Source organism: Oleiphilus sp. HI0132, assembly GCF_001635845.1.
In genome coordinates, this window is record NZ_LWGJ01001197.1 from 22,146 (window position 1) to 38,567 (window position 16,422).

At 44.9% G+C, this 16,422-nt stretch carries 13 protein-coding genes; 12 read left to right on the forward strand and 1 reads right to left on the reverse strand.

The genetic code is table 11. The features are described 5' to 3' along the window. Positions 1–93: 93 nt before the first annotated feature. The 12 genes from A3766_RS17300 (at position 94) to A3766_RS32715 (ending at position 15,819) form a co-directional block, all read left to right on the forward strand. Positions 94–2,817 (forward strand): FimV/HubP family polar landmark protein, encoded by a 2,724-nt coding sequence (locus A3766_RS17300; protein ID WP_068513667.1) that lies wholly within the window; start codon positions 94–96, stop codon positions 2,815–2,817. Positions 2,818–2,882: 65 nt separating this feature from the next. Continuing rightward, complete coding sequence (gene truA / locus A3766_RS17305; protein ID WP_068513664.1) at positions 2,883–3,791, forward strand: tRNA pseudouridine(38-40) synthase TruA; 909 nt, start codon at positions 2,883–2,885, stop codon at positions 3,789–3,791. A 143-nt stretch (positions 3,792–3,934) separates the two neighbouring features. After that, entirely contained in the window at positions 3,935–4,570 is a 636-nt protein-coding gene (locus tag A3766_RS17310) for a phosphoribosylanthranilate isomerase (protein WP_068513752.1), read from the forward strand. After that, positions 4,545–5,771: a tryptophan synthase subunit beta gene (trpB, locus tag A3766_RS17315; protein WP_231872142.1), complete on the forward strand. Its 1,227-nt coding sequence runs from the start codon at positions 4,545–4,547 to the stop codon at positions 5,769–5,771. The genes A3766_RS17310 and trpB overlap by 26 nt, the downstream gene beginning before the upstream one ends. A 2-nt stretch (positions 5,772–5,773) precedes the next feature. After that, the gene (trpA, locus tag A3766_RS17320) at positions 5,774–6,577 is read left to right on the forward strand and encodes a tryptophan synthase subunit alpha (RefSeq protein ID WP_068513659.1); all 804 of its coding nucleotides are present in this window, start codon (positions 5,774–5,776) and stop codon (positions 6,575–6,577) included. A 46-nt stretch (positions 6,578–6,623) separates the two neighbouring features. Then, positions 6,624–7,589 carry an acetyl-CoA carboxylase, carboxyltransferase subunit beta gene (accD, locus tag A3766_RS17325; protein WP_068513657.1) on the forward strand — a complete coding sequence of 322 codons (966 nt, stop codon included), beginning with the start codon at positions 6,624–6,626 and terminating at the stop codon, positions 7,587–7,589. 3 nt (positions 7,590–7,592) lie between these two features. Further along, a complete protein-coding gene (locus A3766_RS17330) occupies positions 7,593–8,882 on the forward strand; it encodes a folylpolyglutamate synthase/dihydrofolate synthase family protein (RefSeq protein ID WP_068515771.1) in 1,290 nt (429 codons plus the stop codon). Beyond that, positions 8,875–9,573, forward strand: coding sequence for an SPOR domain-containing protein (locus tag A3766_RS17335; RefSeq protein ID WP_068515768.1), 699 nt, complete (start codon positions 8,875–8,877; stop codon positions 9,571–9,573). Before A3766_RS17330 ends, A3766_RS17335 begins: the two co-directional genes overlap by 8 nt. A gap of 104 nt (positions 9,574–9,677) precedes the next feature. Further along, on the forward strand, positions 9,678–10,169 hold the full coding sequence (locus A3766_RS17340) for a CvpA family protein (protein WP_068515765.1): 492 nt from the start codon (positions 9,678–9,680) through the stop codon (positions 10,167–10,169). Positions 10,170–10,196: 27 nt separating this feature from the next. Continuing rightward, the gene (purF, locus tag A3766_RS17345) at positions 10,197–11,705 is read left to right on the forward strand and encodes an amidophosphoribosyltransferase (protein WP_068552637.1); all 1,509 of its coding nucleotides are present in this window, start codon (positions 10,197–10,199) and stop codon (positions 11,703–11,705) included. Between the two features lie 61 nt (positions 11,706–11,766). After that, a complete protein-coding gene (locus A3766_RS17350; RefSeq protein ID WP_068515759.1) occupies positions 11,767–12,999 on the forward strand; it encodes an O-succinylhomoserine sulfhydrylase in 1,233 nt (410 codons plus the stop codon). Positions 13,000–13,155: 156 nt separating this feature from the next. After that, positions 13,156–15,819, forward strand: coding sequence for a DNA translocase FtsK (locus A3766_RS32715; RefSeq protein ID WP_068515756.1), 2,664 nt, complete (start codon positions 13,156–13,158; stop codon positions 15,817–15,819). A 294-nt stretch (positions 15,820–16,113) separates the two neighbouring features. Here A3766_RS32715 and A3766_RS17360 read toward each other — a convergent pair. Then, positions 16,114–16,422, reverse strand: a 309-nt coding sequence (locus tag A3766_RS17360; RefSeq protein WP_156508948.1) for an ABC transporter substrate-binding protein, incomplete at its 5' end; no start/stop codon positions are given.

Below are 16,422 nucleotides of genomic sequence, written 5' to 3' on the forward strand. Positions count from 1 at the left end.
TGCCTGTTTGTGTGAGTAGAGTAGAAGAGTTTTATAAGGTAGTAGATAAGTGAACTGTTTTTTTAAGTTAGAAATAATAAAGGATAATAAGTGATGATACGCAAGCTGGCCTTTGCTCTATCACTACTCGGTGTATTGATTGCTGAGTCTGTTTTCGCTCTTGGAATTGGTGAGGCGACTGTAACGTCTGCACTTAACCAACCCTTAAAAGCTGAAATAGAGCTTGTAAACTCAGGTGATTTCTCGGCAGAAGAAATTCTTCCTGGACTAGCAACGCGCGAAGAGTTTTTAAAAGCGAATGTCGACCGTGTTTACTTTTTATCCGATCTGAGGTTTAAAGTTGAAACGAATGCCGATGGTAAGCTTGTCGTTGTTCTTACGACAAACAAACCTGTCCGAGAGCCGTTTTTAAATTTCTTAGTAGAAGTGATTTGGCCAAGTGGCCGACTATTGCGTGAATACGCTTTGTTGATTGATCCTCCATTATTTTCAGAAGACCCTGTCGCACCGGTTAAAGCTGCAAGTGTTACGACGCAGGTAGCGCAAACTGGCGATGTTTTTAATGTACCAGAGCCTGCACCGGTAAGTCGCCGTTCTGTTGCTAACCCTTCGACTGGTATTTCAGGTGGTGAGTACGGCCCAACTGGTAGCTCTGATACGTTATGGGATATCGCAATCAAGGCGCGGCCAAATAGAAGTGTTAGCCCTCAGCAGGTTATGTTGGCTATTCAGGACCTAAATCCAGGTGCCTTCATTCAGGGTAATATCAATAAATTGAAGGCAGGTCAGGTTCTACGTTTGCCCAGCCTTGAGCAGATTAAGCAGCGTTCAACGCATCAGGCAATAGAAGAAGTTATTTCGCAGAACGAGTCTGCGAGAGGCAAACGCTCGAAGTCGGTAGCTTCAAGCCAAGCACCGAAAACTGACGTTAATCAGCCAGCAGTTAAGCGGGCTGGTGATGAACTCAAGCTTGTTGTTGCTGAAAAGACAAACGACGGTGCTAGCAGTGCTAACTCTGGTAGCTCTGCAACAGGCGGCAGTAACGGTAAAGAGACTGATCCGAAGCTAGCGATTACGCTAGAAAAATTGGATAAAGCGAGTATCGAGAATAAAGAGTTAAATAGTCGTGTTTCTGACTTAGAAGAACAGCTACAAACCTTGCAAAGACTCCTTACATTAAAGAATGATCAGCTAGCAAATATTCAGACGCAAATGCGAGTCAATGAGCTAGCGGAAGCGAAGGCTGCGCAGGAAACTGAGGAGCTATCTGAGGCTGATAAGCTGATGGCAATGCCTGACGCAGTTGCTGAAAATGCTGCTGAGGCTTCTGATCAGACGGTAGCCGCAAAAGACGCTATGGCTGAAGCTAAGGAAAGTACTGAGCAAATTGCAGCGATGCCAAAGACTGAGCAAGCAGGTCAGGCCGAGAGCATGAAACCTGCTGAGAAATCGCCAGCAGTTGAAAAGGCTAAGTCTATTGAAATGCCTGTAAGCAAGCCAGCTAAGGCTGAGCAGAACATTATCGAAGTGATCGTTGGTAATCCTCTCTACTTATCAATTGCTGTTCTAGTTGTTGTGCTGGTTGTGTTTGTCCTCTGGTTGGTTTCGCGTAATAACGCTAAGCGTGAGCAAGAGTTTCAGGCAATGCACGATAGTGACGAAATTGAATATGAAGAAGAGGGCGAAGATGCGCTATCGTCGGAAGACGATTATCAGGATGCTGAAGAAGACGGCATGCAAGTTGAATCTTTAGATAGCCCTCTTGAAGATGATGACGAATACATAGATGAAGACTTATTTGCTGAAGAAGAGCCTGCCGTCTCTGGCGAGGAAAATGAGGATGTAATCGCTGAAGTTGATGTTTACATTGCCTATGGCAGACTGGATCAGGCTGCAGCAGTTCTTGAAAGTGCAATTTCAGAAGAACCTGTTAGAACAGACTTGCGCTTGAAGTTGCTGGAAGTATATAAGCAAAGTGGTGATACTGAAGCATTTAACCGCCAGTATAGCGAATTAGAAGCAATTCAGGATTCTGAAGCCTTAGATCAAGCGAGCGCTATCCGCGGAGATATGCTGGATGAGCAGTTGGTGTCGCTAGAAGATAAAGAACATGAGCTTGAGCTAGATCGCGAGATGGAAGAGGTTGAGGCCTCAAAACGCGAGGTTGAAGCGTCTATTGAGGCTGAAGCTGAAGCGCTTGAGGAAGAACCACAATCTTTTGACTTTGACAGTGTTGAACTAGATGAAGAGCATGATCTAGGTATTGATGAATCACTCGATGCAGAATTAACTGCTGACTTGGATGACTCGCTTCTAGAGCCTAGTGATGTGCTAGACGAAACTGTAGATGAGATTACTGATGAGTTGTCAGACTCTGGTGAGTTTGATGATGCGATTCTTGACGTGGATCTTGATGACATAGATTTAAGCGGCGAGCTTGAGCAAGAAACCGAGATTCAGCTGCCTTCAGATTTAAGTGATTCAGCCATCGTTGAATCATTAGCTCAGGGCGGAGAAGGAGATTTAGAGTCTGACGCAACATTAGGTGCCGAAAAGCCGGTTATCAGCGATGATATTCTTGAGCAAGCTTCAGATAAGATGAATGCAGATCAGTCGTTTGATGAAGACCTTGGTGATGCAAGCGAGTTTGACTTCCTTGAAGGTACTGATGAAGCGTCTACCAAGCTTGACTTGGCACGAGCGTATATCGATATGGGTGATATCGAGGGCGCCAAAGATATACTAGAAGAAGTAACTAAAGAAGGCAGTTCTGAGCAGCAAGCAGAGGCGGCTGAATTGCTAAGTTCATTGGACTAATTATTTTGCAGTGGTAGTTTTTGGATGAAACTTGTCTTAATTAGACGACCTGAGTTGACTCTCAAATGAGTTCTGGTCATCTTTCGAATGACACGGCCGGTAACGAAATCGTTACTGGCCGTGTTGCGTTATGCTTGTCATATAATGGTAGTGCTTATCACGGGTGGCAGTCTCAAAAGAGTGGCTTACCTACCGTTCAAAAATACTTACAAGAGGCTGTATCAAGTGTCGCCAATCAGTCCATAGAGCTTGTTTGCGCGGGCAGAACCGATAAGGGTGTGCACGGTGCTCATCAGGTTGTTCATTTTGACACCGAAGTGCAGCGTAGTGAAAGAGCGTGGGTTTTTGGTAGCAACTCAAACCTACCAAAAGATATCAGTGTTTCATGGGCTGGCTGTGTTGACTCTGAGTTTCATGCGCGATTTTCTGCTACCAGTAGGCGCTATCATTATGTGATATACAATCACCCGGTCAGGCCTTCAATCTTCCATAATGAAATGACTTGGTGTCATGACCCCTTAGATGAAATAAAGATGCACCAGGCAGCTCAATGTTTGGTGGGTGAGCATGACTTTAGCTCGTTCAGGGCTGTAGGCTGCCAGTCAAGAACGCCGTTTCGGTTTGTCGAATTTATTAATGTTCAACGCTTCGGCGATATTTTAGTTATTGATATTAAGGGAAATGCATTTTTGCATCACATGGTTCGTAACATTGCTGGTGTTTTGATGGAAATAGGTAAGCAGAGAAAACCAGTAGATTGGTGTGCCGGGGTGCTCGAAGCACGAGACCGGACTAAGGGGGGAGTGACTGCGCAGCCAAATGGTTTGTTCTTAACGCATGTCGATTACCCCTCCCATTTTGGTGTGCCTGTATCTCAAGGAGCGCCGTCGATAATTCGCTCAATGATTGCAAGTGCATCGGGAAGCATGGACAATGATGCAGATCTGTGGCGTATTTCTCATAGGCTCGACTAGTTAAGCATTGTAGTATGTATGGTCTGGCCCTGTGTTTTAGGAAGCGAGCAGCGCCTCAACTATTTTTCACTATTATGCAGTCTAGCAAATCGATATAATGCTGACGCATATTTATTTTTAGCTAAAGGGTTGTGCAAGACAAAGTGCGCACTAGAACAAAAATTTGTGGTATAACATCTTTAAGTGATGCCTTGGGTGCCGTGAACGCCGGTGCTGATGCGCTTGGTTTTGTTTTTTATGAACCGAGTCCGCGTTATGTTTCTCCTGAACTTGCTTGCGATATTATTGCTAAACTTCCACCTTTTGTTTCTGCTGTAGGTTTATTTGTTAATGCTTCTAAGTCTTATGTGAAAGAGGTTTCTAACCTAGCCTCGCTAAGCCTTATTCAGTTTCACGGCGATGAAAACGAAGATTTTTGTTCAAGCTTTGATCGTCCTTATATTAAAGCCGTGCGTGTTCAGTGCGAGCAAGATATTCTAGAGGCCGATAAACATTACTCTAGTGCCTTAGGCTTATTGCTAGATACTTATAAAAAAGGTGTTCCTGGTGGAACAGGAGAGGCCTTTGAATGGTCAATTATTCCAAAAAATACCACTAAACCACTTATTCTTGCCGGGGGCTTAAACGCCTCGAATGTGCGCGCTGCTGTTAAACAGGTGCGCCCCTATGCGGTAGATGTAAGTGGCGGTGTAGAATTACGTAAGGGTGTGAAAGACCACTCTAAAGTTTCAAGTTTTGTAGATGAGGTGTCGAGTGCCAGCGAATACACGAATTACTGAAGAATTGTTAGCTCAACTTCCTGATAATAAAGGGCATTTTGGCCCTTATGGTGGTCGATTTGTTTCAGAGACTTTGATGTCATCGCTTGAAGACCTTGAGAAGAAATACCTTTCTCTCAAAGATGACCCTGAGTTCTGTAAAGAGTTTGATAAGGATATGGCTGACTATGTGGGTCGGCCTTCACCGCTTTATTTTGCCGAACGTCTGACTAGAGAAGTGGGCGGTGCAAAGATCTACCTTAAGCGAGAGGACCTTAATCATACCGGCGCGCACAAAGTAAATAATACCATCGGTCAGGCACTATTAGCTAAGTACTTAGGTAAGCCAAGAGTGATTGCTGAGACAGGTGCAGGTCAGCACGGTGTTGCTTCTGCGACCGTTGCAGCTCGTTTGGGCCTCGAATGTAAGGTCTTTATGGGCATTGAAGATGTGCGTCGTCAAGCTCTGAACGTTTATCGAATGAAGCTCCTGGGTGCAGAAGTTGAAGCAGTAACAAGCGGCACTAAAACCCTAAAAGATGCGATGAATGAAGCGCTTCGAGACTGGGTAACGAATGTCGATAATACTTTTTATATTATTGGTACGGTTGCGGGGCCTCACCCTTACCCTATGCTTGTGCGTGACTTCCAGGCGATCATCGGTCGAGAAGCAAAAGCTCAGTGCCTTGAGAAAGAAGGGCGATTACCTGATGCTTTAGTCGCTTGTGTAGGTGGTGGCTCGAATGCAATCGGTTTATTTTACCCCTTTATCTGCGACCACGATGTTGAGATGTATGGTGTTGAGGCTGGAGGACACGGTATCGAGACTGGTGAGCATGCTGCGCCGCTATGCGCTGGCGCTCCGGGAGTTCTTCACGGAAATCGTACCTACTTGATGTCTGATAAGGCTGGCCAGATTCAGGGCACTCACTCTATTTCTGCAGGGCTTGATTATCCAGGCGTTGGTCCTGAGCATTCCTGGTTGAAGGACATGAAGCGAGCAAATTACGTGTCGGTTACCGACGATGAGGCACTTGCTGCATTCCGTCGCCTAACGCTAGTTGAGGGTATTATGCCTGCACTTGAGTCAAGTCATGCAATCGCCTATGGAATTAAAAAGGCGGCGACGATGTCATCCGATAAAATTATGATCATTAACCTTTCAGGTCGTGGTGATAAAGATATTCATACCGTTGCTGGCATAGATGGAATTGAGGTGTAGTTATGAGTCGTATTCAATCTGTATTAGAGAACTTGCAAGCCGAAGGTAAAAAAGCATTAATCCCATACGTAACTGGCGGTGACCCTAGACCGGGCGCAACGGTTGAGATTATGCATACCTTAGTCGAAGCTGGCGCAGACATAATCGAGCTTGGCGTGCCATTTTCCGACCCGATGGCCGATGGCCCGGTAATTCAGTTAGCCTGCGAGCGTGCACTTGAACACAATGTATCGCTTGATGATATATTTTCGATGGTGAAGGAATTTCGTGAAACAGACCAAGATACTCCGGTCGTATTGATGGGCTACCTAAACCCCTTGGAAATTAAAGGTTACGAAAAATTTGCTATTGAAGCTGCCGAGGTTGGTGTTGATGGTGCGTTAATCGTCGACTTGCCGCCTGAAGAGGCTGAATCTCTTGTACCATTTCTGAAAGAAAATGATCTGGACTCTATCTTCCTGATCGCACCGACAACTACCGACGAGAGAATACAGCATATCGGTCGTCATAGCAGCGGCTATGTATATTACGTATCCGTTAAAGGTGTCACCGGTTCAGCTGAACTGAGTACAACTGAGGTTGCCGAGAAGGTTGCATTGATCCAAAAATATAACCAAATCCCGGTTGGGGTTGGCTTTGGGATTAGAGATGCAGCGTCAGCTGCTGCTGTTTCCAAGTTAGCTAATGGCGTTATTGTTGGCAGCGTCATTGTAAATCTGATTGCTGAAAATAAAGATGATCAAGTTGCGTTAAATAAGGCCGTTAAGGGCTTGGTTTCATCAATGCGTATTGCAATGGATGCTTAATCCATCTCTTACTTTGAATGTGTAAGTTACGAGTGTAGGTAGAAAAATGAGTAGTTGGCTGGACATCATTAAACCCAAGTCGATTCGTTCTGACTCGGGTTCAAAAGGCAATATACCTGAAGGCGTATGGAAAAAGTGCCCAAAGTGTAGTGCTGCTTTATATGGCCCTGAGCTTGAGAAAAATCTTAATGTTTGCCCTAAATGCCAACATCATATGCGTGTATCCGCTCGCCAGCGAATTGATCTCTTTCTTGACCCCGATAACCGGGTTGAGCTTAATGCCAACCTTGAGCCGGTTGATCGTCTGAAGTTTAAAGACACGAAGAAATACAAAGACAGGTTGGTATCGAATCAAAAAGCGAGCGGTGAAAAAGACGCTTTGATTACTTTTAAGGGTGAAGTAAACGGTGTTCCGGTTGTCGTTGCTGCATTTGAGTTCTCTTTTCTTGGTGGTTCTATGGGGGCTGTCGTCGGGGAGAAATTTGTTCGCGCGATAAAATTATGTCTTGATGAAAGTAAACCATTGATTTGCTTTAGTGCCAGTGGTGGTGCGCGGATGCAGGAGGCCTTGATCTCACTTATGCAAATGGCGAAAACAGCCGCTGCACTTGAGAAGTTAAAAGAGGCACGACTTCCCTATATTTCTGTACTAACAGACCCTGTATTTGGTGGAGTATCTGCTAGTCTGGCGATGTTGGGCGATTTGAATATCGCAGAACCAAATGCTTTGATAGGCTTCGCCGGACCACGTGTTATTGAGCAAACTGTGCGAGAGAAGCTACCAGAAGGTTTTCAACGGAGTGAGTTTTTGCTAGAGCATGGCGCAATCGATATGATACTAGAGCGCCATGAACTAAGGGATCGCTTGTCTTCGCTTATTTCAAAACTGACAGAGTTCAGAGTGGCGAAAGTAGCGCCGGACGAAGTTAAAGAGACTAAACCTGAAGAAAGTAGTGCTGATAGCGATGGTTCTGATTCCGAACCTGAGAGTGAAGAGCTTCAGTCTACCTAAGTCATGCCTAACGTGCTAAACACTCTCGATCAGTGGCTAAGCCACATATCACAATCTCACCCAAAAGAAATTGAGCTTGGCTTAGATAGAGTAAAGTCTGTCTACCAAAAAATGAGCTTTGAGGCGCGCCCGCGAAAAATTGTGGTGGTCGCAGGTACTAATGGCAAGGGCTCGACAATTGCTTTGAGCCAAGCTGGCCTGGCTTCGCAAGGGCTAAGGTGTGGTACCTATACTTCTCCACATATATCTAAATACAACGAACGAGTCCAATTGCTTGGCGTTGATGCAAGTGACCATCAGCTTGTTGAGGCCTTCCAATATATTGACGAGGTGAGGGGAGACACTCCGCTTACCTACTTTGAGTTCGGCACCTTGGCTGCTTTGTACGTCCTCTTTAATGCAGATCTTGATGTCGTGTTGCTCGAAATCGGTTTAGGAGGGCGCTTGGATGCCGTAAATATCGTTGATGCAGATATCTCCGTGATTACTTCAATCGACATTGATCACATTGACTGGCTCGGCGACGATATTCAACAAATAGGCAGAGAGAAGGCTGGTATCCTAAGGAAAGGTCAGCCATTTTTGGCTGGTGAAAACCTTCCTCAAAGCGTCTTTGAATGTGCTGAGAAGCTCGCTTGTCAAACCTTGGTCTGTCATGAAGATTTCTATATTGACGATGACTTGGTGAGTGTTGCCCAGAAAGATTTGAGTAGGTTCAAGTTTCAGGGGTTTCCAAAGCTAAATTTACCCGATAACAATATTCTTCTCGCCTATCAGTTAATCGCTCTATTGCTTGATGGCCGCTCGCTGGATGCCGACTCGGTATATCGAAGCATGTGCAATGTTAAGTTGTCAGGGCGCCTTGAACAGTCTAGCCAAGTAAAAGGCTTATATTTTGATGTAGGCCATAATCCTCACGCAGCAAGGTTCCTAAAGTCCTTTTTGTTAAAAGAGGGTGAGGGAAAAGATAAAATTGAAGTTGTGTTCTCTGCGTTAGCAGATAAAGATGTTCGAGGCGTTGTCGCGGAACTTTCAGAATCTGTGGATCGCTGGCTAATAGCGCCATTGAATGTTGACAGAGCAATGTCTATTGCCGAATTGCAGAGTGTGCTTTCTGAAGTGTCCGATAAGGTTCTTAGCTTCGAGACGATAGATCAAGCACTTGCGTTTAGCCTAGAGCAAAAAGAGAAGGAAATATCGGCTATGACTACTGGTAAAGAGTCGCTTGTGTTAGTGTTTGGCTCGTTCTTTACTGTCGAAGCCGCAAAAAAGTTTATGGATAGTTATGAGTGAATCAGTTGATAGTTTAAAGCAACGCTTGGTCGGAGCGTTCGTTATCTTGTCTTTGGCGATTATATTTCTGCCAATGATTTTTGATAAGCCTCATAACGAAGGACGAAGTCTTTTAGTACCGGTGCCACCCAAACCTGACTATAAAACAATAGAGATCGGTAAGCCGGTTCAACCTCAGTTCAAAGTGCTCTCGGTCGATAGCGACACGGGTAAAGTTGTAGAGGGTGATGAGTTGCTTAAGCCAAGCCCCTCTGAGAAAGCTATTAAGAAAATTGAGCTTGGCGCCCTAAGCGATGAGGCGTCAAAACCTTCGGATGATGTCCAGGTAAAGAGTCCTTCCAGCCCAGCAGCTGTCAAAAAATCCCCTAAGCCCAAAGAAGTTAAGCCTGTCGTAGCAGCCTCTAAACGTCCACTGGCTTCCAAGCCAAAAGTGTCGCATTTGCCCGTTTTTAAAAATATTTGGATGGTTCAGTTAGGAACGTTTAGTAAAACTGAGAACGCTTATAAGCTAAGAGACAAACTCAGGGCCGATGGTTTTGACGGGCATACAAAAGAAGTTTTGTTGGGCGGTAAAAAAGCGATTAGGGTCTTCACCGGTCCTTTTGTTAAGAAGCGTGAAGCTGAAAAAACCAAGAAGAAACTCGACCAAAAGTATAAGGTTGATAGTCGACTCATCTTTTTTGATGCGTAACCCCCATTATCTTTGTTATTATGCGCGCCTGTTTTTTGGATATCATTTGTTTGGGTTAAATGTATCATTGCAAGTCAGAGACTAACGGGGTTAATGCGCTTTAAATGTCAGGTTTAAATTGGGCCGACTGGACGCTCATCGTCATTATCTCACTTTCAAGTTTAATGAGTCTCAGGCGAGGTTTTGTTAAGGAAGCCTTGTCGCTTGCTACATGGGTGGTTGCCTTTATTGTGGCGCGCAGCTTTCATCCTAATCTCCAAACCTTATTGATTGACTCAATTAATGAACCAGTACTAAGAACCATCGCAGCATTTATTATGTTGTTTATAGGTACCTTGCTGGTGGGTGCTGGTATCAACTTCATTGTTGGTGCTTTGATACGTTTAACTGGCTTAACCCCAATAGATAGAATGCTAGGAATTGTGTTTGGTCTTGCCAGGGGGTTAATTCTTGCAGTTGTGCTTGTAGCCATTGTTCGCTTAACGCCTTTTGAGCAAAGCGACTGGTGGCAAAATTCGGTAATGATCGAGAATTTGTCTATATTAGAGCAATGGTCTCGATCAGTATTCGAAAGTCATAAAGAAACCAAAGTTTGATAGAAACGTTTTTAAAGAGGTAGTCATATGTGTGGCATCGTAGGTGTTGTTGGAAAAAACAACGCGAATCAATCGTTGTATGATGCATTAACCGTTTTGCAACATCGCGGCCAGGACGCTGCCGGCATTGTTACCTGCCAAGATGATCGTTTCTTTTTAAGAAAGGATAATGGCCTAGTACGTGATGTTTTTCGTACACGGCATATGAAACGCCTGCAAGGCAATGTAGGTATTGGGCATGTGCGCTACCCAACTGCAGGCTCTTCTAGTTCTGCGGAAGCTCAGCCTTTTTATGTTAACTCTCCTTATGGTATTACCTTAGCGCATAACGGTAATCTGACTAATACGGCTGAGCTAGCGAGTGGGGTTCTGAAGTCGGATTTACGTCATGTAAACACTAATTCCGATTCAGAAGTACTATTGAATGTCTTTGCTCACGAGCTTCAGGAGCAAGGAAAGCTGGTACCTACGCAAGTAGAAATCTTTAACGCGGTTAAAGAAGTTCATAAGCGGTGCCGAGGCGCCTATGCAGTCATTGCCATGATCACTGGCTACGGCGTGTTGGCTTTTCGTGACCCTTACGGTATTCGTCCGGTTTGCTATGGCAAGCGTGAGACGGAGCAGGGCACCGAATATATGATTTCTTCCGAAAGCGTAGCGCTTGCTGCCCTAGGCTTTGAGCTTGTGCGCGATATAGAGCCTGGTGAAGCGATCTATATTGAGAATGATGGAACACTGCATACACAGCAATGTTCTGAAAACCCTAAACTGACACCTTGTATTTTCGAGCACGTATACTTCGCGCGCCCTGATTCTATTATAGATAAGGTCTCTGTTTACAAGGCGCGCCTGCGTATGGGTGAAACACTTGCCCAAAAAGTAAAACGACTGCGTCCTGATCACGATATCGACGTTGTCATGCCTATCCCCGATACTAGCCGTACCTCTGCAATGCAAATGGCGGTGGAGTTGGGTGTGAAGTTTCGCGAAGGCTTCATCAAGAACCGCTATATTGGTCGTACTTTTATTATGCCAGGCCAGAATCAGCGTAAGAAGTCGGTACGTCAGAAGTTGAACCCCATTGAACTAGAGTTTAAAGATAAAAACGTTATGTTGGTCGATGACTCAATTGTACGGGGTACGACATGTCGTGAAATCGTACAAATGGCTAGAGACGCTGGTGCTAAAAACGTGTACTTTGCATCTGCCGCGCCTGAGGTAAGATACCCAAATGTTTACGGTATCGATATGCCTGCTGCAACTGAGTTGATTGCACATGACCGCACGGTTGAAGATATTCAGGAAATTATTGGTGCAGACTGGCTAGTTTATCAAGACCTGGAAGATCTTATTCGTTGTGCGAAAGATGGAAACGAAGACATTGATGAGTTTGATTGCTCGGTCTTCAACGGAGTCTATCCAACGGGTGATATATGTGGTGATTACCTCGACAGGCTTGAGCAAGCACGTAATGATTCAAACAAAAAGAAGTTAAATGAAGATGACGCCACTATCGATCTTCATAACGACAATTAAGGCTGAATTAGCTCATTATTTGTCATAGAAAACTAAAAATTCGAATTAAAGGTGAGAAGAGATGGCGAATAGCCAGCCACCGAAAGGTAATATTCCCGTTCCAAATTTGGACGGTGTTGGTTTAGAGACGCTTGCAGTACGAGCTGGGCAAATTAGAAGTCCTGAGCTTGAACACAGCGAAGCGATTTTTCCGACCTCAAGCTTTGTGTTTAATTCAGCGCAAGAAGCTGCTGCACGATTTGCAGGCGAAGAGCCTGGGAACATCTATGCGCGTTTCACCAATCCAACGGTTGCGATGTTTGAGGCGCGCTTAGCTGCCTTAGAAGGAGGCGAGCGTGGTGTTGCTGCAGCATCGGGTATGGCTGCTATTATGTCTGTTTGCTACGCTCTGTTAGAGCAGGGTGATCATGTCATTTGTTCGCGCAGTGTTTTTGGCACGACGACAGTTCTGCTAGAAAAGTTTGTAAAGAAGTTTGGTGTTGAGATTAGCTTTGTTGATCTGACTGATTACGAGCAATGGCAGACCAGCATCAAGGACAATACTAGGTTTCTATTCCTTGAATCGCCGTCGAACCCACTGTGTGAAGTAGTTGATATCGCAAGACTGGCAGAACTGGCGAGACAAGGGCGTCATTCGAAAGGCTGCTTGCTTGTTGTTGATAACTGCATGTGTACACCTATCTTGCAGCAGCCTTTGAAGCTTGGTGCTGATATCGTAGTGCATTCAGCGACTAAATACATTGACGGCCAAGGACGTTGTTTGGGTGGCGCGGTTGTCGGCTCAAATGCAATTATCGAAGAGGTTCATGGTTTTATCCGTTCTGGCGGTGCTGCCTTGAGCCCCTTTAATGCCTGGGTGATGCTGAAGGGCTTAGAAACCCTGAGTATACGTATGAAAGCTCACGGTGATGGGGCTATGAAAATCGCTCAGTGGTTGTCAGAACAAGCTGAAGTTGACCAAGTGTTTTACTCTGGCTTAGCAAGTCATCCTCAGGCAGACCTGGTTGCATCCCAACAAACAGGAAATAGCGGTGTATTGTCCTTTAAAATTAAGGGAGACAAGGCAGCAGCTTGGCGCTTTATAGATGCGCTGGAGTTTGTTTCAATTACCGCTAACTTAGGTGACGCTAAATCTACGATTACTCATCCTGCGACAACGACTCATGGTCGTTTAAGTCAGGAAGATCGTGATAAATCGGGTATCAGTGATAATTTGATTCGAATCTCGGTTGGGCTTGAAAGCACTGATGACTTAATCGCAGACTTGAGTCGTGGCATTGCAGCAATCGCTTAATAAAGCCTGTTGCTGCAAAGCTTTTTTCCTATATTTCATATAATTAACGATAAAAGTTAAAAAATACCTCAAGCTTTCCTATACTGTTAGCTATAGTCCGTACACTTATATTTTTTCGATTCGCCAACCATAGTTAGTAATTCAGTGATAAGCGACATGGCACAACCTGGTAGTAGTAACTCAGAACAACATCATTTTCATGCCTATTTATCCCAAGGCTCGCGTGAAGGTGCCTTGATTCTAACGGTTGCTGTCTGCATTTTTCTGTTCGCTGCATTAATTTCCCACTCTCCGATGGATCCTGGTTGGAGTAGCACGGGTACAAATCAGGTTGCTTCAAATTACGGTGGTAAAGCCGGTGCATGGTTTGCCGATATACTGCTGCACTTTTTTGGCTATGTTTCCTACCTCTTCCCAATATTAATCGGCTATCGCGCCGCGCTGCTTTTTAAGAATAGAAAGTCCAGGAAGGTCTTTCATTGGCCAATGTTTATCATTCGGGTTATCGGTTTTGTTCTGACTTTGCTTGGTGCCACGGGTTTATTGGCTATTTATTCGGTCGCAGGCTTAGATAACGTTTCGGGTGGTATTGTTGGTATGGAATTATCAAACAGTATGCTCGCTCAATTTAACATCCTGGGCACTACTTTGATGTTAGTGTCGATGCTTCTATTTGGTCTGACAGTTTTTACCGGGATTTCCTGGTTAGGGCTGATGGATAAAACCGGAGCGTTGACGATTAAACTTTACGATAAATTATCTGTCGTTATTAAGCGCCTATATTCAAAGTATCTTGATAAACGTGATCTGCGCCTTGATCAAAAGCTTAAGCGCGACGCTGAAGCCTCTCAAATCGCAGAGCAAGTTAAAGAAAGAGAAATTCATATTAACGATCGTCGCCCTGTTAACGATGTTTCACCGGAGCGTGCCGAAAAAGATTCAAGTACAGGGTCCGTTTCTTTGCTTAAAGGAAAACTCACTGCTTTAAAAGAAAAGCTTTCTAAGAAAACCGATACGGGTGAAGCCACTAAGCGAAGTGAGCCTTATATTGATGATAAGGGCCGTGCCTCACCTAAGACTTCAAAAGGCAAACAACCATATTCTCCAGTAGATTCCGAGCTTGAACAGTCGCCGCCTATTCAGGTCAAAGCGGGTACCAAGGCGCAAGGCAAAGCAGATGATGTTGAGGTTGCAAGTGATGCGTCTAGCGAAACGAAGTCTGGAATTAAAATCTCACCTTTTGTTAAGAAGAGCAAAGCAAGTAAGCGCTTGGAAGATGAAAAGCAGGGGAGTTTGTTTATTGCTTCAGAGGGTCCTTTACCGTCTATATCTTTACTTGATCCTGCAGAAACTAATAAAAAACTCGGCTTCTCCAAAGAGATGCTCGAGCATATGTCTAGGCTACTTGAAGAGAAGCTGGGCGACTTTGGTGTCAAAGCGGAAGTTGTAGAGGTTAATCCCGGCCCGGTGATTACACGTTTTGAGATTCAGCCAGCCCCCGGTGTAAAAGTTAGTAAGATTTCTAATCTAGCGAAGGATCTGGCTCGTTCTTTGGCAGTACTTGCTGTCAGGGTGGTTGAAGTTATCCCTGGTAAGTCAGTAGTTGGTATCGAGATACCAAATGAGCACCGAGAGATTGTCCGCTTTAGCGAAGTTTTGCTATCTAAGGATTATGATGATGCAGAGTCACCGGTTACCCTGGCGTTAGGAAACGATATTGCAGGCGACCCGGTCGTTACAAACTTGGCGAAAATGCCGCACTTGCTGGTAGCCGGTACGACGGGTTCAGGTAAGTCGGTTGGTGTTAACAGTATGATTCTAAGTATGCTGTTTAAAGCACAACCTGATGAAGTGCGTTTTATCATGGTTGATCCAAAGATGTTGGAGCTTTCAATTTATGATGGTATACCGCACCTATTAACCCCAGTGGTAACCGATATGAAAGAGGCTGCGAATGCTCTGCGTTGGTGTGTTGCCGAAATGGAGCGCCGTTATAAGTTGATGGCTTCTTTGGGCGTTCGTAACATTGCAGGCTATAACCGAAAGGTTAAAGAAGCTATTGAGCGCGGCGAGCCCATGAAGGACCCTATCTGGGTGCCAGATTTACACCTAAGAAATGAAGAAAGTGACCGTCCGGATCTTGAGACTTTACCCTTTATAGTGGTAATTATTGATGAGTTTGCCGACATGATGATGATTGTTGGCAAGAAGGTCGAAGAGCTAATCGCGCGTATCGCACAAAAAGCAAGAGCCGCCGGTATCCACCTTATTCTCGCAACTCAGCGTCCCTCAGTTGACGTCATTACCGGTTTGATCAAAGCAAACGTTCCTACCCGTATATCCTTCCAGGTATCATCAAAGATCGACTCTAGAACCGTATTGGACCAGGGTGGAGCAGAGCAGCTCTTGGGTCACGGTGATATGCTATATATGCCACCAGGTAGTGGTGTGCCAATTCGTGTTCACGGTGCTTTTGTTGATGACCACGAAGTTCATAAGGTGGTTGAAGCATGGAAAGAACGCGGGCAACCTAATTATCTTGAAGAGGTTCTATCTGGTGGCGATAGCTCAGACCCCGCGGTAGCAGCCTTTGCAGAAGAAGGTGGTGGAGACAACGAACAAGATGCCTTGTTCGACCTGGCTGTAGCATTTGTTACGGAAACCAGAAGAGTATCTATCTCCTCAGTGCAGAGAAAGCTGAAGGTAGGCTATAACCGAGCTGCAAACCTGGTTGAAGCAATGGAGCAAGCTGGTGTTGTCAGTGCTGCCGGCCATAATGGATCTAGAGAAGTCCTCGCACCGCCTCCACCCAAGGACTAGAATCTATACTTTTCTGGTCGAGACAAGTTTTCTGAAGATATTCAGTAACCAGCGAATAGCTAAAAAGCCCCTTATCGAACTTACTATAGGGTAAGGGCTAATATTTGACCTTAGACCCAGATAGGATACAGTTATCTACTGTAACCCATGCTTTTCTAGGATCGCTTTTATTTCCCCCGACTCTTTGAGTTGTTTCAGACCATCGTTAAAATCATTGAGTTTTATTTGGTAGCCAGGCGAACTTCTTGAAAACATCAAGTATTGCGGATCTTTTTTTAGCGGTGGCTCAAGTGATTAGAGTTGATTTGCCATATCAGGAATTTGCGTTTTAATGATGTAATTTCCTAGTGCTTTATCTACTAATACTAAATCTATTCGGGAAGCAGATAATTTTAATAGGTTCTGTTTATCTGTCGTTACGGGGGCGAGGGTTAGGCCTGCTTCATCGAAGCCTGGTGGGTTGGCGTATCCGCGAACAACGCCGATGGTGTAGGGTTTTAGATCTGAATAACTTTGATAATTGATTTGAGCGTCTTTGCGTTTGAATAAAACTACTTTATTTGCAGGGAGCTCTGCAGAATAGGCGAAATCTTTTTCTCGATC